The sequence below is a fragment of the Gordonia polyisoprenivorans genome, assembly GCF_017654315.1.
GTDB classification, from domain to species: domain Bacteria; phylum Actinomycetota; class Actinomycetes; order Mycobacteriales; family Mycobacteriaceae; genus Gordonia; species Gordonia polyisoprenivorans_A.
The window spans coordinates 2,425,658-2,447,518 of sequence record NZ_CP072203.1; the positions used below are offsets into that span (position 1 = coordinate 2,425,658).

Annotated in this window: 21 protein-coding genes and 1 pseudogene; 11 read left to right on the forward strand and 11 right to left on the reverse strand. The window is 67.7% G+C overall.

Features of this window, described 5'->3' with window-relative positions; genetic code table 11:
• Nucleotides 1–195: 195 nt before the first annotated feature.
• The 5 genes from J6U32_RS10870 to J6U32_RS10890 all read right to left on the reverse strand — a co-directional run bounded on the left by J6U32_RS10870 (nt 196) and on the right by J6U32_RS10890 (nt 4,348).
• Complete coding sequence (locus tag J6U32_RS10870; RefSeq protein ID WP_208795420.1) at nt 196–666, reverse strand: enoyl-CoA hydratase/isomerase family protein; 471 nt, start codon at nt 664–666, stop codon at nt 196–198.
• Between the two features lie 2 nt (nt 667–668).
• Entirely contained in the window at nt 669–1,463 is a 795-nt protein-coding gene (locus J6U32_RS10875; RefSeq protein WP_208795421.1) for an enoyl-CoA hydratase/isomerase family protein, read from the reverse strand.
• Complete coding sequence (locus J6U32_RS10880) at nt 1,460–2,236, reverse strand: SDR family NAD(P)-dependent oxidoreductase (RefSeq protein WP_208795423.1); 777 nt, start codon at nt 2,234–2,236, stop codon at nt 1,460–1,462. The genes J6U32_RS10875 and J6U32_RS10880 overlap by 4 nt, the downstream gene beginning before the upstream one ends.
• Complete coding sequence (locus tag J6U32_RS10885) at nt 2,236–3,009, reverse strand: enoyl-CoA hydratase/isomerase family protein (RefSeq protein ID WP_244332927.1); 774 nt, start codon at nt 3,007–3,009, stop codon at nt 2,236–2,238. Before J6U32_RS10885 ends, J6U32_RS10880 begins: the two co-directional genes overlap by 1 nt.
• Nucleotides 3,010–3,169: 160 nt before the next feature.
• The gene (locus tag J6U32_RS10890) at nt 3,170–4,348 is read right to left on the reverse strand and encodes a CaiB/BaiF CoA transferase family protein (RefSeq protein ID WP_208795427.1); all 1,179 of its coding nucleotides are present in this window, start codon (nt 4,346–4,348) and stop codon (nt 3,170–3,172) included.
• 127 nt (nt 4,349–4,475) lie between these two features.
• Here J6U32_RS10890 and J6U32_RS10895 point away from each other — a divergent pair, with 127 nt between their 5' ends.
• Complete coding sequence (locus J6U32_RS10895; protein WP_208795429.1) at nt 4,476–5,618, forward strand: acyl-CoA dehydrogenase family protein; 1,143 nt, start codon at nt 4,476–4,478, stop codon at nt 5,616–5,618.
• A 361-nt stretch (nt 5,619–5,979) separates the two neighbouring features.
• Here the strand turns inward: J6U32_RS10895 and J6U32_RS10900 are convergent, their stop codons facing one another.
• The 3 genes from J6U32_RS10900 to J6U32_RS27360 all read right to left on the reverse strand — a co-directional run bounded on the left by J6U32_RS10900 (nt 5,980) and on the right by J6U32_RS27360 (nt 8,064).
• On the reverse strand, nt 5,980–6,291 hold the full coding sequence (locus tag J6U32_RS10900) for an LLM class flavin-dependent oxidoreductase (RefSeq protein WP_208795431.1): 312 nt from the start codon (nt 6,289–6,291) through the stop codon (nt 5,980–5,982).
• Nucleotides 6,292–6,497: 206 nt separating this feature from the next.
• The gene (locus J6U32_RS10905) at nt 6,498–7,271 is read right to left on the reverse strand and encodes a FadR/GntR family transcriptional regulator (RefSeq protein WP_208795432.1); all 774 of its coding nucleotides are present in this window, start codon (nt 7,269–7,271) and stop codon (nt 6,498–6,500) included.
• A 559-nt stretch (nt 7,272–7,830) separates the two neighbouring features.
• Nucleotides 7,831–8,064 (reverse strand): hypothetical protein, encoded by a 234-nt coding sequence (locus J6U32_RS27360; RefSeq protein WP_244332800.1) that lies wholly within the window; start codon nt 8,062–8,064, stop codon nt 7,831–7,833.
• Here J6U32_RS27360 and J6U32_RS27850 point away from each other — a divergent pair.
• The 4 genes from J6U32_RS27850 to J6U32_RS10925 all read left to right on the forward strand — a co-directional run bounded on the left by J6U32_RS27850 (nt 7,996) and on the right by J6U32_RS10925 (nt 15,309).
• Nucleotides 7,996–8,982: a hypothetical protein gene (locus tag J6U32_RS27850; RefSeq protein ID WP_425324154.1), complete on the forward strand. Its 987-nt coding sequence runs from the start codon at nt 7,996–7,998 to the stop codon at nt 8,980–8,982. The genes J6U32_RS27360 and J6U32_RS27850 overlap by 69 nt on opposite strands.
• Entirely contained in the window at nt 8,979–9,986 is a 1,008-nt protein-coding gene (locus tag J6U32_RS10915) for a TIGR03617 family F420-dependent LLM class oxidoreductase (RefSeq protein WP_208795434.1), read from the forward strand. The genes J6U32_RS27850 and J6U32_RS10915 overlap by 4 nt, the downstream gene beginning before the upstream one ends.
• Entirely contained in the window at nt 9,983–10,798 is an 816-nt protein-coding gene (locus tag J6U32_RS10920) for an enoyl-CoA hydratase (protein WP_208795435.1), read from the forward strand. Before J6U32_RS10915 ends, J6U32_RS10920 begins: the two co-directional genes overlap by 4 nt.
• A 989-nt stretch (nt 10,799–11,787) precedes the next feature.
• A complete protein-coding gene (locus tag J6U32_RS10925) occupies nt 11,788–15,309 on the forward strand; it encodes a thioester reductase domain-containing protein (RefSeq protein WP_208795436.1) in 3,522 nt (1,173 codons plus the stop codon).
• Between the two features lie 8 nt (nt 15,310–15,317).
• Here J6U32_RS10925 and J6U32_RS10930 read toward each other — a convergent pair whose 3' ends face one another.
• The gene (locus J6U32_RS10930) at nt 15,318–15,977 is read right to left on the reverse strand and encodes a TetR/AcrR family transcriptional regulator (protein WP_208795437.1); all 660 of its coding nucleotides are present in this window, start codon (nt 15,975–15,977) and stop codon (nt 15,318–15,320) included.
• 150 nt (nt 15,978–16,127) lie between these two features.
• Between J6U32_RS10930 and J6U32_RS10935 the strand changes: the two genes are divergently transcribed.
• The 4 genes and pseudogenes from J6U32_RS10935 to J6U32_RS27855 all read left to right on the forward strand — a co-directional run bounded on the left by J6U32_RS10935 (nt 16,128) and on the right by J6U32_RS27855 (nt 17,878).
• Nucleotides 16,128–16,436, forward strand: coding sequence for a hypothetical protein (locus tag J6U32_RS10935; RefSeq protein ID WP_208795439.1), 309 nt, complete (start codon nt 16,128–16,130; stop codon nt 16,434–16,436).
• A gap of 68 nt (nt 16,437–16,504) precedes the next feature.
• The gene (locus J6U32_RS10940) at nt 16,505–17,260 is read left to right on the forward strand and encodes an acyl-CoA thioesterase (RefSeq protein ID WP_208795448.1); all 756 of its coding nucleotides are present in this window, start codon (nt 16,505–16,507) and stop codon (nt 17,258–17,260) included.
• Nucleotides 17,261–17,318: 58 nt separating this feature from the next.
• A pseudogene (locus J6U32_RS10945) lies at nt 17,319–17,744 on the forward strand (SDR family NAD(P)-dependent oxidoreductase); the annotation flags it as partial.
• A complete protein-coding gene (locus J6U32_RS27855) occupies nt 17,666–17,878 on the forward strand; it encodes an SDR family NAD(P)-dependent oxidoreductase (protein WP_208795450.1) in 213 nt (70 codons plus the stop codon). The pseudogene J6U32_RS10945 and the gene J6U32_RS27855, both read left to right, overlap by 79 nt.
• Nucleotides 17,879–18,159: 281 nt before the next feature.
• Here the strand turns inward: J6U32_RS27855 and J6U32_RS10960 are convergent, their stop codons facing one another.
• The gene (locus J6U32_RS10960) at nt 18,160–19,053 is read right to left on the reverse strand and encodes a PaaI family thioesterase (RefSeq protein ID WP_208795452.1); all 894 of its coding nucleotides are present in this window, start codon (nt 19,051–19,053) and stop codon (nt 18,160–18,162) included.
• 93 nt (nt 19,054–19,146) lie between these two features.
• Between J6U32_RS10960 and J6U32_RS10965 the strand changes: the two genes are divergently transcribed.
• Nucleotides 19,147–19,512, forward strand: coding sequence for a hypothetical protein (locus J6U32_RS10965; protein ID WP_208795453.1), 366 nt, complete (start codon nt 19,147–19,149; stop codon nt 19,510–19,512).
• Nucleotides 19,513–19,717: 205 nt separating this feature from the next.
• Entirely contained in the window at nt 19,718–20,086 is a 369-nt protein-coding gene (locus J6U32_RS10970) for a hypothetical protein (RefSeq protein WP_208795454.1), read from the forward strand.
• On the opposite strand, the gene J6U32_RS10975 is transcribed toward J6U32_RS10970, so the two are convergent.
• Nucleotides 20,055–21,620 carry a class I adenylate-forming enzyme family protein gene (locus tag J6U32_RS10975; protein ID WP_208795455.1) on the reverse strand — a complete coding sequence of 522 codons (1,566 nt, stop codon included), beginning with the start codon at nt 21,618–21,620 and terminating at the stop codon, nt 20,055–20,057. The genes J6U32_RS10970 and J6U32_RS10975 overlap by 32 nt on opposite strands.
• Nucleotides 21,621–21,861 lie beyond the last annotated feature (241 nt).

The window sequence follows — 21,861 nt, forward strand, 5'->3', positions numbered from 1 at the left end:
GAAGAGCGCCGCTCGGCATCGCCGTCACCCAGGCAGAAGGCCGCGAACCGGGTCCCGTCTTCCACGGTGGCGAGGTCGGGGTCGTTCAGGTTGGTCTCGTAGCGTTCGCGTCCGGTGCGCTCCACGCTCCTCAGGTCGTTATGACGTGCGCCTCCGCCACATCTACGAGCATCGAACCTGCGAAAAGATGCGAAGTCATTTACAGGCGGTGTGACTTTTCGACGCCCACTCCAGCGCGGTGGACGCATCGACCGGGGCCGGGGCGCCGGACAGGATCATCTGGCGCGCACGACGCTCACCGACGAGACGGGGAAGGCGAACCAGCCCGCCCCCGTACGCCAGGCCGTTCACCGCGGCGATCATCGGCTTGCCGGGGCGGTGTTGCAGCGCCTCGGTGATGGCGTGGCTCGCGCCGCCGATGGTCGGGCCGTCTGTCCGGGCCATCTTCTTGAGATCGCCACCGGCGCTGAACGCCCGCGACCCGGTGGCGGTCAGCACGATGCACCGCACGCTGGGATCGGCATCGGCTGCGACGAGCGCGGCATGGAGTGCGGACCCGAGCTGCGGATCGATTGCGTTGAGAACCTCGGGGCGATTGAGCGTGAGGACGCGAGCGGCGTCCCGATCGGTGACGAGAAGGCCGCCATTTGCGTCGGCTGCAGCCACGGTCATCCGCGCTGGGCGCGGTACTGCGCGGGGCGCTTGGCGACGAAGGACGCAAAGCCCTCGCGGCCGTCCTCACTGGCGAAGAGCTCCGTTGCGATCTCGCGCTCGCGCTCGACCGCTGGGTAGAGCGACATCGTCAGCGTCTCCGAGAGTAGCGATTTGGCCAGTTCCGGCACCAGCGGCGCTCCCGCAACCAGCTCCTGGGCCAACACGGTGGCTGCGGCCAGGACCTCGTCGGGGGAGTCGTACACCTCGTTCACCAGGCCGATCTGATAGGCGCGCTCACCGGTGATCGGTCGCCCTGTCACCAGCATCTCGAAGGCGACGGTGTGCGGAACCAGCCGCGGGAGGCGCTGAGTGCCGCCGGCGCCGGGCAGGACGCCCAGCTTCGCCTCGGGCAGGCCGAGCTTGACGCCCCGGGCAGTGACGCGCAGATCGCAGGCGAGGGCCAGCTCGAGCCCGCCGCCCATCGCCGCACCCTGGATCGCCGCGATGAACGGCACCGGACTGCGCTCGATCAGCTCGAGTGCGTCGGTGATGCCCTTCACGAATCCGGAGAAGTCCGAGCCGTCGGCGAAGCCGTTGATCTCGTCGATGTCGGCACCAGCGCTGAAGGCGCGGCCCTCGCCGTGGATGACCACCGCGCGGATCTCACGGTCGGCGTCGATCGCGCGGACTGCGTCGGCCAGCGCCCGGCTGGTGTGGCTGCCGATCGGGTTGAGACGGTCGGCGCCGGTGAGCTGCAGATACGCGATCGACCCCTCGCGACGGAGCTCGATGTCGGTCGCCGTGCTCATGCCATCGTCAATCCGCCGCTGACGGACAGGGTCTGGCCCGTCACGTACCCGGCATTGGGGTGCGCGAAGAACGAGACCGCCGGCGAGATGTCGGCCGGCGTGCCGATCCGCTTCATCGGAACCGCGCGCGAGAGCGCGTCGTACCGCTTCTGGCTCTGCTGCGCGACCTGGTCGAGCAGCGGGGTGTCCGTCGGGCCGGGGCAGACGGTGTTGACCGTGATGTTCTGTGTCGCGGTCTCGCGAGCGAGGGCCTTGCCGAAGGCGATCACCGCGCCCTTGGTGCCGGAGTAGACGACCTCGCCCGAGGAGCCGACGCGGCCCGCGTCCGAGGCGATGTTGACGATGCGGCCGTAGCTGCGGGCGATCATGTGGTCGAGCACGGAGCGGGTGACGATCACGGTGCCGAGGTAGTTGACGTCGACTATGCGGCGCCAGGTCTCCTCGGTCGAGTCGACGAACGGCTCGATCTTGTCGATGCCCGCGTTGTTCACCAGGACCCGGATCGGACCCAGGTCATGCTCGATCGCGGTGACGACCTCGGCGACGCCGGCGCTGTCGGAGACGTCCACGCGGTACGCGCCGCCCTTGTCGGTGCCGGCCTCGGTCAGCGCGCGCTGAGCGGCCTCGACGTTGAGATCACACGCGGCGACGGTGTAGCCGGCCCGGGCGAGCTCTGTGACGATCGCGCCGCCGATGCCGCCGCCGGCGCCGGTGACGACGGCGATGCCGCCGGGCGCGGTCGGGAGGTCGGGCGTGATGGACTGCTCGGTCATCAGTTCTCCTCGATGGTGGTGGCGGTGGTGACGCGCGGGAGGCCGGTGAACTCGGGGCTGCGCTTTTCGCGGTGTGAGCCGAGGCCCTCGCGGACCTCGGGACCGCCGAAGCCGAGGAACTCGGCGCCGAGGGAGGCCTCGAAGGCCGGGATCGCCGACCGGTACCAGTGGTTGAGGTGGTGCTTGGTCCACGCGATCGCCGTGGGGGCGCCGGCGGCCAGTTGCTCGGCGATGCGGATCGCCTCGTCGAGGACCTCGTCGTCGTCGACGCACTTGGAGATGAGGCCGATGCGCTCGGCCTCCTCGCCGGTGAGCGGGTCGCAGGTGAGCAGGTAGTACTTCGCCTTGGCCATTCCGGCCATGAGCGGCCAGCAGACGGCGGCGTGGTCGCCGGCGGCGACGCCGAGGCGGGTGTGGCCGTCGATGATCTTGGCGGTGCGACCCGCGACCGAGACGTCGGCCAGCATGCCGACGACGAGGCCGGCACCGACGGCCGGGCCGCGGATGCCGGAGACGACCGGTTTGTCGAAATTGATCAGGTTGAGGACGAGATCACGGGCCTCGCGCATCACGCGAACGCGGGTCTCGTAGTCGTTGATCATCGCCTCGATCGAGTCGAAGCTGCCGCCGGCCGAGAAGGCGCGACCGGCGCCGTACACGACGACGGAGCGGACGTCGGGGTCCGCGGCCAGCGCGGGCCACACGTCGGCGATGTCGCGGTGCATCTGCGGGCCGACCGAGTTCAGCGCCGGGCCGTCGAGGATCAGGTGCATCACACCCGAGTCGGCCAACTCCAGGCGCAGGGATGGGAACTGTGTGTGGCGATCAGACAAGGCAGGGGCCTCCGGGAGAAGGGCGCGGTCGAAGCCGCGCTGACGAGACGTGACGCATATAGGTTTATCATCTAACTTATCGACAGCACAGTGTTGCTGGTCAATCGCCGTTGACGACGGTCCCGTCGGCGAGGAGGGCGTCGATCCGGTCGGAGGGGAAGCCCCAGTCGCGGAGGATCTCCGCCGAGTGCTGGCCACCGCGCGGTGGCGGCCCGGCGATCGTGGCCGGGGTCCGCGAGAGGCGCGGCGCCGGCGCCGGCTGGACCACGCCGAACTCCTCGACGAAGGTGCCGCGCTCGATGTTGTGCGGGTGCCGGCGCGCCTCGGCGAAGGACAGGATCGGGGTAACGCACGCGTCGGAGCCGTCGAAGACCACCTCCCATTCCGTGCGCGTGCGAGAACGGAAGACCTCGGCGAAGGTCTCGCTCAGGGCGGGCCAGTTGGCGGCGTTGTCGCGGTCGGGCAGGGAAGCCGGATCCAGGCCGAGCTTCTCGACGAGTATCGCGTAGAACTGCGGCTCGGTCGGGGCGACCGCCAGGTACTGGCCATCGGCGGTCTCGTAGATGTCGTAATAGTTCGAACCGCCATCGCAGAAGTTCGAGCCGGGTGCGTCCATCTTCCAGCGGTTCTGTGCGGTCATCGAGTAGATCAGGGTGGTCAGCGAGGCGACGCCGTCGACCATCGCCGCGTCGATGACCTGGCCCTTGCCGGACTGGCGCGCCTCGAAGACCGCGCACACGATGCCGAAGGCGAACATCAGGCCGCCGCCGGCGAAGTCGGCCAGTAGTCCAGGAGGGGTTGCCGGTCGCGCGCCGGGGCCGCGCTGGAACAGGGTGAGCACGCCGGTGAGCGCCAGGTAGTTCAGGTCGTGTCCGGCCGTTTGACTCAGGGGGCCTCGGTTTCCCCAGCCGGTCATCCGGCCGTAGACGAGCGCCGGGTTGCGGGAGAGACAGTCGTCGGGGCCGATGCCGAGTCGCTCGGTGACGCCGGGGCGATATCCCTCCATCAGGATGTCGGCCCGCTCGGCCAGGGCGAGCACGGTCTCGACGCCCTCCGGCTTCTTGAGATCGACCACGATCGAGCGCCGGCCCCTGCTCAGGGCGTACTTGTCGTCGTTCGGGCGGCCAACACCGGGCCGGTCGACCCGGATGATGTCGGCTCCCATGTCGGAGAGCAGCATGCCGGCGAACGGCGTCGGGCCGAGCCCGGCGATCTCGACGATCTTGATGCCCGCGAGTGGGCCGGGGTGGCGACGGGGCGTCGGAGATGCTTCGGTCACGACGACATCCTTTCCGGTAGGGGTTTAGCGTCCGGTACGGGGCTACCGTTAATTCGGTAGATAGGTAAACTATTGCACGTAACGCTCATGGCTCCGCAAGGCCAACCGTTCCAGAAGGGCAGACCCCATGCGTCGCAAGATCTTCACCCCAGACCACGACACGTTCCGTGCCACCGTTCGTGCCTTCCTCGAGAAGGAGGCCAAGCCACACGCCGCACAATGGGAGGCTGACGGCCAGGCGAACCGCGAGGTCTGGAAGAGGGCTGGTGAGCTCGGTCTGCTCGGATGGGAGGTCCCAGAGGAATTCGGCGGGCTCGGCATCCGCGACTTCCGCTTCAACGCGATCCTGGCCGAGGAGATCGTCGCGAGTGGCACGAGTGGACTCGGGTTCGCGGTCAACAACGACATCGTGATGCCGTACATGACCGACCTGACCACCGACGAGCAGAAGGCTCGCTGGCTCCCGGGAATGGTCGACGGCTCGATCATCACCGCCATCGCGATGTCGGAGCCCGGCGCCGGCTCGGACCTCCGGAGCATTCGCTCCAGCGCCGTACGTGAAGGCGACGACTGGATCCTCAACGGCTCGAAGACCTTCATCAGCAACGGCCAGCTCGCCAACCTCGTGATCGTGGTCTGTAAGACCGACCCGAGCGCCGGCCACAAGGGCATCTCACTGCTCGTGGTCGAGGAGGGTATGGATGGCTTCACCCGCGGTCGCAAGCTCGACAAAATCGGCGCCAAGGCGGCCGACACTTCGGAGCTCTTCTTTGAGAACGTCCGTGTCCCGGCCGACAACGTCCTCGGCGAGCTCGGCCGCGGCTTCTACAACCTGATGCGCAACATCCCCTCCGAGCGTCTCGGTATCGCGGTGCACGGTGTCGCCCGCGCGAAGCGCGCGCTCGAGATCACCCTCGACTACGCGAAGACCCGCGAGGCGTTCGGTACGCCGATCGGGTCGTTCCAGGCGAACCGCTTCTACATCGCGGAGATGAAGGCCAAGGTCGATGTCGCGCAGGTCTTCCTGGACCGTTGCATCGAGGATCTCATCGCCGGTGAACTCACCGCAGTGGACGCGGCCGAGGCGAAGATGTGGATCACCGAGACCGAGTGGGAGATCCTCGACCGCTGCCTGCAGCTCCACGGCGGATACGGCTACGTCAACGAGTACGAGATCGCCCGCCTGTGGCGCGACAGCCGTGTACAGCGCGTGTACGGCGGGACCAACGAGATCATGAAAGACCTCATCGGCCGTTCGCTCGGCCTCTGAGCTCGGGCCTCGCCGCGCAGCAACGCGCGGACCCGTATCGCACCGTCTGCGGCCTCGCGCAACCGACTTCGAGATGGGGCTGGATCGACGCACCGGTCTCCTCTGGGGAGACGTACGGGCAGTAGCGCTCGAGCCGCTCGAACGGGATGCGGTAGAGGGACTCCATCTGCCCTGCCAGCCCTGCGCGTTCCAAGGCGCGGTCTGGGCCGAACCCGTCCCACACATGCACGGCGTGGCTCCAGCGAGAGACGACTCGGCCGGCTTCGTCCGCCGCGTGTTCACGTACCTCGTCGAAGCGCCGGGGTGATAGCCACACGGCGATCCACCCGTCGCCGAGCCGACCGTACGCCGCAGTGCCGCATCAAAACGGCTTGCTGACCGGGAACGGCACGCGGATCGGGGGAGCAGGCAGGACACATAACTCGTCCAGTTCGAAGTGTCCGCCGGCGCGACTGACCGGGCGGCCGGCGAGAAGTTCTGCCAGGATCTCGAGCGACTCGTCGAAACGACGTCCCCGGGTGGTCGTGTCCGCGCCACAGGCGAGTACCTCGCCGCCGACTCCGACGCCGAACGTGAAGCGGCCCGGGGCCAGCGTGGCGAGGGTGCTGATCTGCCGGGCGACCGGCACCGGGTGGCGCAGTGGCAGGAGGTAGACCGCCACCTCGATCGCCACACGATCGGTCGGGGCGGCTGTGGCTGACCGTCGAAGCCGATGCCTTCGCGGAAGGTGGCGTGGTCGCCGACGCAGACCCGTTCCAGCGAACTCGCATCGACGTACGACAGGAACTCCCGCAACGACGGGACGTCACTGAACAGGTCAGGCGGGATTCGCGGTCCCAAGCGTGAGATCGGGTGCCGAGGCCACCGACGCCGCCGACATCATTCCAACAGATCCAGGACCGTTTTGGGGTTGGCATCGCTGAGCATGTACTTCTCGGCCTCGGTCACGTGCTTGCGCCACAACTTCTCCGCGGCAACGGCGTCGCGTGCCTCCACGTACTGGATAAGCAACTCGTGCGCCCGGAAGCCTTTGCGGATCGACGCGATGTTCGCGGGCGATCCGGCGTCAGAGGCGACGTGCCGGAAGCTGGACAGGTCGATGATGTGACGGACCATCCCGTTGAGCACAGCCATCGTCTGGTTTCCCGCGAGATCGATCATCACGGCGTGGAACTCGTTGTGCACCCGGATGAGGGCGTTGCCGTCGTCGAGGTGCTCGCGGGCGGCGTCGTGCGCGGCCTTCAACTTCTCGAGGTCGGCGTTGGTGCGCTTGCGAGCGAGCAGACCGGCGAGCGGCGGCTCGATGATGTTGCGGGCGTCGTAGACATCCTCAAGGGTCGTCCCACGGAACTCGAGTACGAGACCGGCGTAGCGAGCGGCGATGTCGCCGTTCGGAGTCTGGACGCGGGCACCGCCGTGGGCGCCGCGGCGGACGTTGATCAGGCCCTCGGACTCGAGGACGCGGAACGCCTCGCGAAGCGTGGGGCGAGAGACGCCGAACTGAGCCATCAGCTCCGCCTCAGAGGGCAGCGCATCGCCTTCGCTCAGCTCGCCACGCACGATTTGACGACGCAGGCGCTGGGCCACCAACTCGGCCATCTTGGGTACGCGCAGTGCGCCGGTCTCTCCTGCGTCGGTCTTGGCCGTGGTCATATCTACCTCTCGTTGACGTCCGCCCCAAATCCCGGTGGAGGCGGTACCTGAGAGCCAAGACTAGGTGAAATCTGGTTGGATCAGCAGGATGATTGAACCGTTGTGGCGAGTTCAACGCCCGCACCGGCTGCGTGATACTCGATTTACCCCTTGTTGTGTTGTTGCGGCCTGCGGCATAAAGTGTATAACTTATTGATCTTGACAGGAGAGTGATTGTGTCTCAGATCCGGCTGGTCGATTACTTGGACCTCGCCGATCGGGATACTCCGCGCCTCGTCGCCCTTGAGTTGGGTCACCTGCGACGCACAGTACTTCGACCGTCGCAATGCGTGCGCGCCTGCTTCGGTATCGCGCAGATCCTCACCGAGGGTGTCCTGCGGGCCTTCACCTTAGGCGAACATCCGGGAGGTCGCCACCAACCTGCGCGGTGAGGCCCTGCGTCAGATCGCTTGCGCCAAGGTCCGGCCTCGCGCACGTCAGCGGCCTGGGCTCGGCCTGCGGGGCCCACATCCTCGAGAAGGCTCTCTGACCAAACGGGAGAGGCAGGTATGTCTCACAGCTACGACCCGGTGATCCGCGGCGGTCTCGCGTGGACGGCACCGGCGGTGTACCCCGCTCCGCGGATGTCGCCGTGCAGGACGGCGTCATCGTCACTGTCGGAGACATGGCAGGTACCGCCGCCGAGGAGGTCGACGCTGCCGGATGCATCGTCACGCCGGGCTTCGTGGACGTCCACACCCACTACGACGGGCAGGTCACCTGGGAGGACACTCTTGCACCATCGAGTGGACACGGGGTCACCACAGTGGTGATGGGCAATCGCGGCGTCGAGCTCGAACCGCCCGCGATGGACGACCTGGCGGCGATGCGCACGCTCACCGCCGAGGCGATCCGCGCCGGGGCGGTCGGCGTGTCAACTTCACGCACCTACGCGCATCGTTTCAAGGCCGGCCGGCCGGCCGGCGCCGTCGGTCAACACCGAGGACGAGGAGGTACTCGCCCTGGGCGACGCCGGGACGGGCGTCTTCCAACTCGTGCCGGACACCCGCCACCCGCCGGAGGTGCAGCTGGACCTGCTGCGGCGGATCGCCGAGCGCTGCGGCAGGAAGGTCTCCTTCACCTTCATGCAGACGCCAGGGTATTAAGAGCAGTGGCGCACGATCCTCGCCGGTCTCGAGGATGCCAAGCGCGACGGCCTCGAGATCCGGGGACAGGTGATTCCCCGCCCGACCGGCAGCTTGCTCGGTCTCGAGCTGAGCCTGCACCCGTTCTCGCTCAACCCCTCCTTCCGGGAACTCGAGCCGCTGCCGCTGGCGGAGAAGGTGCGCGAGCTGGGCAAGCTGGGGACAAGGCTGCGGTTGCTGTCGGAGTCGCCGACCGATCCGAACCCGTTCTTCACCTACGTCGTTTCCGAGCACGATCAACTGTTCGTCCTCGGCGACCCACCGAACTGCAACCCGGACGTCTCGGAAAGCATAGGCGCCCGAGCCCGCGCCGCCGGCGTCGATCCGTTGGAGCTGATCTACGACACGCTGCTCGAGCGCGACGGCCACGAGGTGCTCTATCGACCGATGGGGAACTACGTGGCGCGGACGGCTACCGCGCCACGGTCGTGTCCAGGTCGATCACCTATCGCAATGGTGAAACAACCGGCGCCCTGCCCGGCCGACTCGTACGGGGTGCCCAGGAAGATCCGGAGGGGATCGCATGAAAGTCGATATCACAGCCGAGCAGGCGCTCGACCCCGAGCTGGCGGTCGACGCCGAGAAACGTGGGTACGATGCCGTCTGGTTCGGTGAGACCAGCCATGACCCAATGGTCTCCATCGCGCTCGCGGCGAAGGACACTTCGCGCGTCATGCTCGGCACCGGGGTGACGATCGCGTTGGCACGTTCCCCGATGACGATGGCGGTCTCCGCCAACGACCTGCAGCTGGTCAGCGAGGGACGATTGATCCTCGGGCTCGGCTCGCAGGTGAAGGCGCACATCACCCGGCGCTTCTCGATGCCGTGGACGCAACCGGTCGGTCAGATGCGCGAGTTCGTCCTCGCCATGCGCGCGATCTGGCGCTCCTGGCACGAGGACGAGCCGCTCGATTTCCAGGGCGGCTACTACTCCCACACCCTGATGACGCCGTTCTTCAATCCCGGCCCGAACCGTTACGGCCCGCCGCCGGTGCTGCTCGCCGGCGTCGGCTCGAAGATGACGACTCTTGCCGGTGAGGTCGCCGACGGATTCATGTGTCACGGCTTCGCCACCGAGCGCTACCTGCGCGAGGTGGTCGTGCCGAGCCTGGGTGCCGGTCGGGCGAAGAGTGGCCGTGATCTCGACGGGTTCGAGATCAGCGGACTGCCGTTCGTCGTCACCGGAACCAACGAGGAGGAGATGGCGGCGTCGGCCGCCGGGGTCCGAGACCAGATCGCGTTCTACGCCGCGACGCCCGCGTACCGACCGGTCCTCGAGCTGCACGGCTGGGGCGATCTCCAGACGGAGCTCAACGCGATGACAAAGGCCGGGCGCTGGAAGGAGATGGGCGACGTCATCGACGACGATGTGCTGAACGCCTTCGCCGTGGTCGCCGAGCCGGATCAGGTGGCCGCGGAGGTGCTGCGTCGCTACCGCGACGTCTTCACCCGGATGCACCTGTACCTGAAGGCTCCGCTCGACGCAGAGGTGAAGTCCGCCATCCGCGAGGACTTGCAGGCCGACGCGTGACGGGCCCTGCTATCAGCGCAGGGGAGACGCCTGTCGTCGAGATCCGGCGGGACGGTCCGGTGTGGACCATCAAGCTGAACCGGCCCGAGAAGCGCAATGCGATCAACCCGCAGCTCCAGGGAGAGCTCGTCTCCGCACTACAGGAGTTCCACACCGCGTCGGAGGCGCGTGTCGCCGTACTCACCGGGTCCGACCCGGCGTTCTGCGCCGGCATGGATCTGCACGAGCTCGGCAGCGGCGCGATGGGCTATGGCAATGGTGCGACGAACTACGCCGAGGCGATGCGAGCGGTCAGCAAGCCGGTGATCGGAGCGGTCAACGGGGCGGCGATCGCGGGCGGCTTCGAGCTCGCGCTGGCCTGTGACTTCATGATCGCCTCGGAGCGGGCCTGGTTCGCGGACTCCCATGCCGAGGTCGGGGTGGTTCCAGGCGGGGGCCTCACCGTCAACCTTGCACAGGCAGTCGGCGTACGGCGCGCACGTCAGATCAGCCTGAGCGGCGAGTATGTCTCTCCCGAACGGGCCTTCCACGATCGCCTGGTGACCGAGGTGCTGCCGCACGAGCAGCTGCTGTCCCGGGCCAGGGAGATCGCAATCGCGATGGCCGGGCAGGGCGAGCACATGATCGCCGCGATCCGCGCCGCGTACGACCGGACTCTCAACCTGCCGGCCCAGGAGGCCCTGGACGCCGAGGTCGCGGCCTCACGTGCTGCCGGCATCCCCGCCGGCCACGTCCACCAGGTCACCGAGGGCTTGATAGCCCGCGGATCCACCGATGCGACCAGTCGCCGACGGGACCAGTCGAAATGGTAGCGGGCCAGGCGCGGGCCGTTCGACGGCACCGCCTCGCCCGAGGGGAACCACACGTCGGGTTCGCGGGTGTCGCCGACCTGGCGCCAACGACCGTCGACCTGCTGGCCGCGGTCGGGCATGCGGCCGCGGTCATCGGATAGGAACTCGTAGGTCCTTGCCGGCGAAGGCGAAGCTCGCGCCGGTCTGCCAGTAGCCGTCCTCGGCGAAGGTGACCCTTGCTGTCGACGGGTGATGTTGCCGGACTCGTCGGTGAGGATGCCGAAGCCGAAGCGCTCGTTGCCGAGCATGAGGTGGCCGGCTTCGAGGGTGCCGTCCTTCGTAGTACACCCGACGCTCGAGGCCGGCGAGTTTGGTGATATCCCAGGTTCTGCTCGGCGCTCATCCCCGACCGGCGCGGAGCCCGAGCCGCGGCGGCGTCATCAGCGCTGAGCACGCCACCTCACGCAGACGCCGTCACTAAGTCATCAACGATGAATATCAAGCCCTCACGCCGCAGATACGCCCCCTGACAGCAGGGGTTGCTGCGTCACTCGATGATGGTGTCGTCGCCGATGAGCTCGCGGATTGGGTCGGTATGGGGCGCCGAGGCCAGACCACTTTTGTGCATCCGCGGGTCGTGATTGTCGCCGATCGTGGACTGCATCACGAGTCGGCGACGCGGCGCGGGCCCTGGGTCATGAAACCTGCAAGTGAGCGGTCCATGTCGGGACGCCAGACAAGGCCGGGACAGAGTCTGAGGAGAAAGCCTCAAAGTCAAATAATTTGCCTTCTGGAGTTTTTGAGGCGAGTGCCTTATATTGAGTTGAGTTCAAGAGTCGAAACGCGCATGGCTCCGGTCGGAGAACTCGAGTCGTCCACCCCATCGGCCACAACCCGCCAGAGGGCCACTGGCGTCGCCGGCGGTCTTGCGTAGCCCTCCGCTTGACGTTCGTCGAGCGCACCGCGGCCGACCTGCTCGCCGCCTCACGCCATAGGAAGGACACGTCACCATGACGACCACACCCACCACCCGCAAGATCTCGAAGGCCGCGCAGCGCGTCCTCGATCTCGCCGTCCATGACCCTCAGCTCCAGGAGTTGATGCCCGACGAGGTGGTGCTGGCGGAGATCGCCCGCAAGGACCAGACGCTCGCCGGCATCGTCGAGGTGATGCTCGACGGGTATGCCACCCGTCCCGCTCTGGGTGAGCGCGTCTACGACGTCGTGACCGACGGATCCGGCCGGCAGGTCCGCGCCTTCCGGCCGGAGTTCGAGACCGTCACCTACGGCGAGCTCGCGCGGCGTGCGCGGGCGATCGCGACGGTCTGGACCCAGGTCGAAGGATGGCAGATCGCGCCGGGGCAGACCGTGCTGACCTTCGGGTTCGCCAGCACCGACTATGTCGTCCTGGACCTGGCCTGCATGCTCGCCCAGGGCATGGCGGTGCCGCTCCAGACCACGCTCGCCGGGCAGGACCTGTCCGGGATCGTCCGTGATGTCGAGCCGGTGGTCATCGCCGCCACGACCGATGACCTCCTCATCGCGGCCGAGTACGCGGCGTCCTCAAAGGGGCTGCACACCCTCGTCGCGTTCGACTACGACCAGCGCATCGATGCTGACCGTGAGCAGTGGACTGCTGCTGAGGCCGCCCTCGGCGGTCGGGTCCGGTTGGTCACCGTCGAGCAGCTCATGGACGCGGGGTCCGGCCGTGGATGGTCGTCGCTTCCGCCGGTGACCAACGAGAAGCAGATGGCGCTGCTGGTGCACTCCTCCGGCTCGACCGGTGCGCCCAAGGGTGCGATTGTCACCGAACAGCACGCGCGCTTCCAGTTCCAGGTCTTGCCGCCGGTGCCGCTCCCGACGGTACGGCTCTGCTTCGCCCCTATGAACCACTTCATGGGCCGAGGCGCTGTCTACAACACGATGGCGCGCGGCGGCACGGCGTACTTCATCGCCAGGTCCGACATGTCCACCCTCTTCGAGGATCTGCAGCTGGTCCGGCCCACCGAGGCGGTCGTGTTCCCCCGTGTCCTCGACATGGCGCACCGACACTTCCTGAACGAGGTCGCGCGCCGGACGGCGGCGGAGCCAGAGCCGGACGTCGAGGAGATCCGACAGAGGGTGATGGCCGAGATGCGCTATACCTATCTGGGCGATCGCATCTCGATGCTGTACGGTGGCTCGGCCCCCAGCACGCCGGAGGTGCGCCAGTTCATCAAGGACTGCTTCCCGGTTGGGTACGCCGAGGGCTACGGCACGACGGAGGCGGGCGGATCGGTGACGGTGCGCGACCGCATCAACCGGGCTGAGGTGCTCGACTACCGGCTGCGCGACGTTCCCGAGCTCGGCTACTACTCGACCGACAAGCCATACCCCCGCGGCGAACTGTGTGTGAAGACCCGCCTCGCCATCCCGGGCTACTTCAAGAACCCGGAGGCCACCGCGAAGCTGTTCGACGAGGACGGCTACGTGATGACCGGCGACATCATGGAGGAGCGCGGGCCCGACCACCTCGTCTACATCGACCGCCGCAATGACGTCCTCAAGCTCGCGCACGGCGAGTTCGTCACGCTCGGCGCGGTCGGCAACGCGTTCGAGACCAACAGCGACGTTATCCAGCAGATCTTCGTCTACGGCAGTTCCGAGCGTTCTTTCCTCGTCGCGGTCGTCGTGCCGGAGCCTCAGGTCGTCGCGATCCGGCTCGGTGAGAACCCGTCGGAGACCCAGATCAAAGAGCTCATCCGGGCCGAGTTCGCCCGTGTCGCGGCCTCGGAGAAGCTGCGCTCCTTCGAGGTGCCGCGCGACTTCATCGTCGAGCACGAAGCCTTCAGTCAGGCCAATGGCCTACTGTCCAGCGTCTCCAAGCGGATGCGTCCACGTCTGCTGGAACGCTATGGCGACCGGCTCGAGCAGATCTACGAGGACCTCGAGGCCAAGCAGAACGCCGACCTCCTGGCGCTGCGCGATCCGGACAGTGACCTCAGCGTGTCGGAGCGCGTCGCGCGTGCGCTCGCCGCGACGCTCGGTCTCGACCAGGTGGACCCCGCAGACCGGCGCAGCTTCGCCGAAGCCGGCGGTGACTCGCTCGGGGCGGCGGCGTTCGCCGCACTGCTCTCCGACATCTTCGACGTCCCGGTGGACATCAACGCGATCCTGAGCCCGGCCGGCCATGTCGGGGCGTGGGTCGCCGCGATCGAGCGCGAGCGCGACCGTGGGACCGACGAACGCCCCACCGTTGTCTCCGTCCACGGAAGCCCCCAGCCTCGCGAGCTGGCGGGTGCTGATCTGGACATCGTCCGTCTTCAGCCGCAGCTCGCGGATGCACCGGCGCCGGCAGCCGCGGCGGACGCCACCCGTACGGTCCTTCTCACCGGTGCCACCGGCTTCCTGGGTCGCTTCCAGCTCGTGGAATGGCTCGAGCGGACGTCGGCTGTCGGTGGACGCGTAATCTGCCTGGTGCGTGGACGCGACCAGGCCGACGCCGACGCGCGGCTCAGGGCGAACTTCGCTGCAGACGGCGATCTCGCCGCCCGGATCGAGCAGCTGTCGCCGCACCTCGAGGTGCTGGTCGGCGACGTCGCCGTGCCGCGTCTCGGGCTCGATGGCGCGACGTGGGAGCGGCTGGCCGACACGGTCGACCGCATCGTCCACCCGGGCGCACTGGTCAACCACGTGCTGGAGTACGAGTACCTCTTCGGCCCCAATGTGATGGGAACCGCGGAGCTGATCGCCCTCGCCGTCACGGGACGGCTCAAGCGCTTCGACTTCGTCTCCTCGATGGCCGTCATCCCGTTCCTCGAACGGGGCGCCACGATCGACGAGAGCACGCCGCTGGGTGCGGAGGTCACGATCAAGGATTACTACAGCGCGCACTACGGCGCGAGTAAGTGGGCCGCCGAGTCGGTGCTGCTGAGCGCCCACGAGCGCTTCGGTCTGCCGGTCACCGTCTTCCGCGGCGACATGATGCTCCCGCACCGGACGTTCCGCGGGCAGGTCAACGTGCCGGACGTCTTCGTGCGACTGCTGCAGAGTCTGGTGCTCACCGGTCTGGCACCCGCGTCGTTCTACGAACCGGCCGGTGCCCGCGCCCACTACGACGGTCTGCCGGTCGACTTCATCGCAGCGGCCACCGCAGCAGTCGCGATCGAGAGTGGGGACGGGTTCCACACGTACCACGTCACGAACCCGCACAATGACGGGATCTCGCTGGATACGATGGTCGACTGGATCGAAGCCGCCGGCTATCGCATCGAGCGCGTCGAGGGATACGAGGAGTGGGTCCGCCGCTTCGAGACCGCGCTGCAGGCATTGCCCGATGAGCAGCGCCAGCGCTCCTCGCTCGGTGTGCTGGATTCGTTGCGTCGCCCCGACCGGGCCGGTGTGATGCCCGTCGACAGCACTCGATTCGTCGAGGCGGTAAGGCGCAGCGCCTCGGAGTCGGATGTCCCGCACCTGACCGCCCGCTTCATCGCCAAGTGGCTCGACGACCTCGCCGGCCTCGACCTCATCCCGGCCCCGGTGGTCGCGGGTTGATTGAGGGGTCAGGCGCCGCCGAAGACGCCACAGAGAGCGTTGATCAAGGTGTCGATGAACTCATCACGCGGAGGGAGGCCGACCTCGTCGGCCTCCTCCTGTGCCTGACGACCGGCGAGGCCGGTGAAGCACATGTCCATCGCCAGCGAGAACCGGATCTCGAAGGTGGGCCGGGGGGTGCCGGTGGTCGCGCGGATGAATTTCGCTGTGCGCCAGTAGCTGGCGGTGTGCACCCGGTCCACCGCGCGCGAGAGCACCGTCCGGGAGTGGTCGAGCTGGTAGCGGGCGAGGAAGCCGAGGAAGTGGTTCCCCGGGTCGTCGAGGGCCTCCGCGAGCGGAGTCACCAGCACGGCGCACAGTGCTCGCAGATCGTGCTCTTTCCCGGCGGCCTCGAGCTCGTCGAGCAGCACCTCGCGCCGCTGGTTGAGCGCCTCACTCCGGGCCGTCACCAAGGCGGTGATGAGGCCGTCCCGGCCACCGAAGTAGTACTGTGCGGCGTTCTTGTTGCGCTGGCCGGCCGCGTCCAGGATCTCGCGCACCGAGACGGCGTCGATGCCACGCTGGGCGAAGAGGCGCTCCGCGGTCAGGAGCAGATGGTCGCGGGTCTCGCGCCCAGCGGTACGCCGGGCGCTGCCTGGCGCACCCATCGGATCGGGGTCGGCGAGCACGGGCAGAGACGCTACCGGACCGGGTGAGTTTTGGTGAGACACTTCTCCAGTGGTGTGACTCCCGCTACACTTAATATAGTTAGATAGTTAGTATCATTTCCGGAGGGTGGCAGTGCCCGACGGAAACGCACATGGAAGGCATTGACACTGATGGAGATGAAGACTGGCGCTCGGTACCGCAGTCAGGTGTGCGACACCGAGCTGATCGTGGTCCGGGCCCTTCCAGGGGATGTCAACCTGACCATCGGAGGACATCCGGCGATCGATCTCAAGGCCGAGCCGACACCCGGATTGAGCATCGAGTCGGGCGCCGACACTGGCAGCGCGCTGGGTAAGCGCTACACCGACGTGAGCGGCAAGCTGGAGGTGCTGATCACCAAGGGTGGCGCCGGGGCGCTTGCCCTCGACGGCGAGCCGCTGCCGCTGAAGGAGTCCAAGCCCCTCCCGGCCAGCGACTGACTGTGGTCGAGCAGATCTCTCGCGAGTGGGCCGTCGGCGAGCTGCGCAGCGATCATCTCACCGACAATATGACCCTGGAGCGGATCGACACCGACTTGTTCCGCTCGGTTTTCGTCCAGGTCGAGGACTACTCCCTCTATGGCGGGTTGGTGGCTGGTCAGGCCCTGGCTGCGGCGGGCGCGACTGTCCCGGAGGGACGTGTCCCGCACTCGTTGCATGGCTACTTCCTGCGGCCCGGCGCGGCCGATCTGCCGACGGTCTTCCACGTCGAGCGGGACCGCGACGGTCGTACGGTCTCCTCGCGCCGGGTCGTTGCGGTGCAGCAGGGCAAAGTGATCTTCAACATGGCTGCATCCTTCGGTCAGGACGAGGGCGAGGCGATGGATCAGCATGTATCGGCCCCGGAGATCGCCGCCCCGGAGTACCTGCCGGTCCATCCGATGCGCCGCTATCCGACCGTCGAGGTACGCGCCGAGCTGCCGACGCCGTCCGGGCTGCCGCAACGTTTCTGGGTGCGGGCCACCCAACCGCTCCCGTCCGACGATCTGGTCCACGCCTGCGCGCTGGCTTACGTTTCCGATTTGTCGACGGGCGTGCGGATCAGTCCCGGGCTGGTGCCGATGGCCAGCGTCGATCACGCTTTATGGGTCCACCACATCCCGCGTGGGGACGAGTGGTTGCTGGTCGATCTGGTCGGTCAGGTGCGGGTCGGGCGGCGCGGCCTTTACACGGGCTCGATTTTCACCGCGGACGGTCGACTCGCCGCGACGCTGGCCCAGGAGATGCTGGTTCTCCGCGTCGAGGACGGGGCGAAGCCGTGGTGACCGCGGAGCCGGCCGACCGCTTCGTGGGGAAGGTCGCAATCGTCTCGGGCGCGAGCCGGGTATCGGGAGTGCGGTCGCGCAGCGACTCGCCTTGGCCGGAGCCTCGGTCGTGGTCGTGGTCGTGGTCGCGGCGCGGACGGAGGCTGTTGGAGGGCGATTCGAAGGCTCCATCCATGAGGTCGAGCAGCTGATCCGGGAGGCCGGTGGGTCGGCGGTGGCGGTGGCCCGCGATGTGGCCGACCCGGACTCGTGTGCCGAGTTGGTCGAAGCCGCGCGCACCGCCTTCAGCCCGGTCGACATCCTGGTCAACAACGCAGCCTTGACGGTCCCCGATCGTCAGCTGGGGCCGAAGAAAGACGGGCCGCGCCTCTCGGTCGCCGAAGCCCTGCCGATCGTCAACTTCCCGTGGACACTTATCGGCGCGCCTTCGAGGTCAATCTGTTCAGCGTCTACCGGTCGATCCAGCTGGTGGCCCCTCACATGATCCGCGGCCACGGCGGCAACATCGTGAACATCTCCTCAGATGCGGCGCAGGCGCCGGGAGGGGGGCGTACCCGGAGACGCGAGGACTGCCTCTGCATGCGCACGGCACGAGCAAGGCGGCACTGGAGCACTTGACGCGGACCGTCGGCTATGAGCTTGCGCGGCACGGTGTGGCCGTGAATGCGCTAATTCCGTCGCTCACCATCGAGACACCTGGTGTCGTCTTCGCTTCCGGCGGGCAGGTCGGAGACACCTTGCCGATGGCGCTTCGTGTATGCGGTGGAGTTGCACTGCGCGGTACACGCGGCTGAGCGCACCAGCACGGTGACGCACGGCGAGGACCTGCTCGATCCGAGGGCCGGCCGCCGCGGCTGGCTGGGTGAGCCCTATATCTCTGATATCTCTGAGTGGCGCGATCAGCCCCGGTAGCGCGAGCCCGAGGCCGTGATCACGACGCGTCCGGAGTTGTCGCGGCCCACGGCGTGCGCCGAGGCGAAGCGTCTGGTCGCGTGCTCGGTGCGGGCCACGATCTCGACGTGCGGCCGCTCCGGTACGACCGGGCGTATGAAGGTGATGTCAAGACTCATCGTGTCGGCCTCGGCGAGCGCGGGATTGCTCCGGACCAGCGCGGCGGTCACGGCCTGCTCGGCCAGCATGGCGAGGACGCCGCCTTGGACCGTGCCGCGGCTGTTGCACATGTCCGGCTTCGAGGTCGCGGTGAGCTGTACTTCATCCTCGCCCCCGGCGAGGAGCCGGGCGCCGGCCCGCGCTGTGGCGAGCGGTGCGAGCGCTTCGTCACCGCCATCGCTCAGGGTGAGTAGCGAGGCGTCGATCGGGCAACCGGGGATGACGGGCGGTGGTGTGTCGATCGGGACGAACGCGCACTGGGTGGACATGTGGGCGACGACCCGGCCGGTGTCGGTGACGATCTCGCCGCCGGCGAACCCGGTGTCCTCGCCGATGTGGGTCGCGCGTCCGCGGAAGACGAAGTCGACGGTTCGGGTAGGACGCAGGTCGATGAATTCCAGGTGGATCGTGAGCGAGGCCACCGACACGAGATCGGGAAGGCGGGAGGCGACTGCGGCGCCGAGCGCGGCGTCCACGCCGACGAGGAAGGCGCCGGGGCTCAGGCGTCCCTTCCGGTCGAGACAGTAGTTGCCCATCGCCTGTGCGACCTCGACGTAGCCGATCTCGGCCCGGGCCGCCCGAACACCGAAGCGGGCGTGCACCGCGATGAACGCTTGATCGGTGACCGCAGCTGTGCAGATGCGGTCCAGCACGCGAGGCCGGGTGGTCGTGCCGTCGGTCAACGTGAGCCCTCCATTGATCTATCGAGTCTTAATAATACATCGGATTTGCGCCGCGATGGGAGCGCGGGAGCGCTGGACGGTCGGTGAGCGCCGGTGACCGGCGGGGCAGGGCGTGGGGCGCGGCATCGCCCCGACCTCGCCGCAGAAGGGGCCGCCAGCGGCCGGATGGGACGCACCGAGGCCAAGCTCGCCGCCGTCGCGCACGAGATCCGTGCGCTGGGTGGCGTGGCCGTGGTCATCGACGGCGACGTGACCGTCGCCGACGACGTCGGCCGCACGGTCACGGAGGCGGTCGCGGGGCCTGGGCGGACTCGACATCCTGGTCAACAACGTGCAGATCCCGGCGCACGGCTCGCTGCGGTCGATCGCCGACGAGATCTACGTCGCGGACTGGGAGTCTGGCCCGTTCGCGACGTTTCCGATGATGCGGGCCGCACGGCCGCATCTCCCGGCCGATAGCGTCATCATCAATCTCAGAGCAGTACCAGCGTGAACCCGATGCTCATCGGACGCGGCGTGTACGCCTCGGCGAAGCTAGGCGATCCTCAGCGGAGCTGCACATCGCGACGTGGTGGGACATCAGTGGTGTTTTGCCGGAGGCGGTCGCTCTTCAGCATGGTGGACGGTCTCGTAGGTGGCGCGACTTCGAGGACCGCGCGGCGCAATGTTGGCGAGCGGCGTTCGCCAGGGCGGTACCGTCGCGATCGGTCTGTTCAACGGCGACGAGTACCTGGAGGCGTTCTTCGCGGCGCGAAGGATCCGGGCTATGCCGGTCGAAGTCGACTACCGGTATGGGGGAGGGGGCCTGGCGCTGTTGACCCAGCTCGACAGCGTCGTCTTCTCCGGACACGGAGTCGACCGAGTAGGGGGGGCAGCGGAGCGGATCATTACGGCGTTGCGCGCGACGATGGCGGGCTACAAGGTGCCGGGCACGCTGGTGTTCGCGGACGTGCCCCGCGCGCCCAACGACAAGATGCTCCAAGCCGAGGCCCGCGAGGTGCTCATGGCCGCTGGAGGTGCTGGGACAGTTTGAACTTCTGGATCTTGCCCGAGGCGGTGAGTGGGAAGGCCGACACCCGGTGCCAGGTGCGCGGGACCTTGAAGCTCGCGAGATGGGTGCGGGCGAACTCCTCGAGAGCAGTAGCGTTGATGGTGCCGGACGTCGTACGGACGAAGGCGATCGGCACCTCGCCCCAGCGTTCGTCGGGCGCTGCGACCACGGCGACGTCGGTGATGTCCGGATGGGTCGCCAGTACCGACTCGACCTCGGCCGGATAGATGTTCTCGCCGCCGCGAATGATCACGTCCCGAAGCCGTCCGTGCAGGGTGACGACGCCGTCCTCGTCCATGGCGGCCAGATCGCCGGTGTGGAGCCAGCCGTGCTCGTCGTACGCAGACGTCGGACGTCCGTCGCGCAACTGTTCCCAATAGCCGCGCATAATGAGCTCGCCGCGGATGCAGAGCTCGCCCACGGTGCCGGCGGGCAGAGGCTTCCTCAATGGGTCGAGGATCGCCACCTCCCGGTAAGGGTTCGCCCGCCCGATGGTCTCGGCCTTGACGACGGCACTGTCGCCCGGGACGGTCTGGAGCGAGGACGGGGCTTCGGACTGGCCGTAGCCGTTGGCGACCTCCACGGCGAAGGCCGCCTCGATCATCGCAATCAGTGAGGGCGACACGACCGAGCCGCCGATCATCGTCATGCGCAGCGAGGGGAGGTCGGGCGCGGTGCCTCCGCCCAGCTCGAGCAGTGCGAGCATCATCGTCGGGACGCCCCCGAAGAATGTCACGCCGCCGCGTTGGAGAGCCCTCATCGTCTGCTCGGCGTCGAAGCCCGGCAGAACGACGTACGTCCCGCCGCGCAGGATCGTTGCAAGGAGGGTGCACAGTGAGCCGCCGACATGGTGGAACGGAAGTGGTGAGCAGACGACATCGTCGTCGGTGAGCCCGAGCGCTCGGTGGGACAGCGGCCCGACATTCGTGCCGACCAAGTGGGTGAGCACCGCGCCCTTCGGTGTGCCGGTGGTACCCGAGGTGTACTGGATCAGGAGATCGTCGTCGGGGGAGACAGCGGGGAGGGTCCCTGGCACGGTCGCGTCGTCGGAGATCGCGGCCCACTCGGCCAGCGCGTGCACGATCAGGTCCGGTTGCAGGGCGGCGGCCGACGTGATCAGATCCCGGCCGCGCCATTGTGGACCGGCGAGCACAACGCGAGCACTACTGCTCGCGACGATGTATCGGGCCTCGTCGTCGGTGAGCGCCGGGTTCATCGGCACGAGCACCACACCGGCGAGGGCGGCCGCGAACTCGGCGACCACCCACTCGGGGTTGTTGCCCGACCAGAGCACCAGCCTATCGCCCGGCGTGAGCTCCTCGAGGAGTCGGCCGGCCAAGACGCGGGCTCGGCGGGCGAGCTCCGCGAAGGTCATCGAGGCGGGCTCGGTGTCCAGGTCCCAGAGCAGGGCGGGTGCCTCGGGACATCGCTCGGCGATCGCGAGCAACCGGTCGCCGACCGAGGTGCGATCGAGTGGCGGAGTGGCACCGACCGGCGCCTCAACGGTGGTGCTCACGCATGGTCCCTCTCTCACAGGTACTCGGTGTGCCCACGGCGAACCGGGTCGCCAGACCGTCGGCTCGAGCGTCAAATGATCGATCGCAAGGTCGTGGGATGACTCGCCCGAAGGTACCAGTAATCGTCAACTTAGTTAGCGGATTAGGTCCACAGTGGTCTGGGCGATGTCAACCCGTGCAAGCAACGTTGTCTCGTAGGAGGGCTTCGAAGTTTTTGCGTGGGGTGTAGAAGTCGAGGGT

Bases quoted from the DNA above. Each gene is read 5' to 3' on its own strand.
- J6U32_RS10875 (WP_208795421.1), bottom strand. From the start codon at position 1,463: ATGAGCACGGCGACCGACATCGAGCTCCGTCGCGAGGGGTCGATCGCG.
- J6U32_RS10880 (WP_208795423.1), bottom strand. From the start codon at position 2,236: ATGACCGAGCAGTCCATCACGCCCGACCTCCCGACCGCGCCCGGCGGC.
- J6U32_RS10885 (WP_244332927.1), bottom strand. From the start codon at position 3,009: ATGCACCTGATCCTCGACGGCCCGGCGCTGAACTCGGTCGGCCCGCAG.
- J6U32_RS10895 (WP_208795429.1), top strand. From the start codon at position 4,476: ATGCGTCGCAAGATCTTCACCCCAGACCACGACACGTTCCGTGCCACC.
- J6U32_RS10905 (WP_208795432.1), bottom strand. From the start codon at position 7,271: ATGACCACGGCCAAGACCGACGCAGGAGAGACCGGCGCACTGCGCGTA.
- J6U32_RS10915 (WP_208795434.1), top strand. From the start codon at position 8,979: ATGAAAGTCGATATCACAGCCGAGCAGGCGCTCGACCCCGAGCTGGCG.
- J6U32_RS10925 (WP_208795436.1), top strand. From the start codon at position 11,788: ATGACGACCACACCCACCACCCGCAAGATCTCGAAGGCCGCGCAGCGC.
- J6U32_RS10935 (WP_208795439.1), top strand. From the start codon at position 16,128: ATGGAGATGAAGACTGGCGCTCGGTACCGCAGTCAGGTGTGCGACACC.
- J6U32_RS10940 (WP_208795448.1), top strand. From the start codon at position 16,505: ATGACCCTGGAGCGGATCGACACCGACTTGTTCCGCTCGGTTTTCGTC.
- J6U32_RS10970 (WP_208795454.1), top strand. From the start codon at position 19,718: ATGTTGGCGAGCGGCGTTCGCCAGGGCGGTACCGTCGCGATCGGTCTG.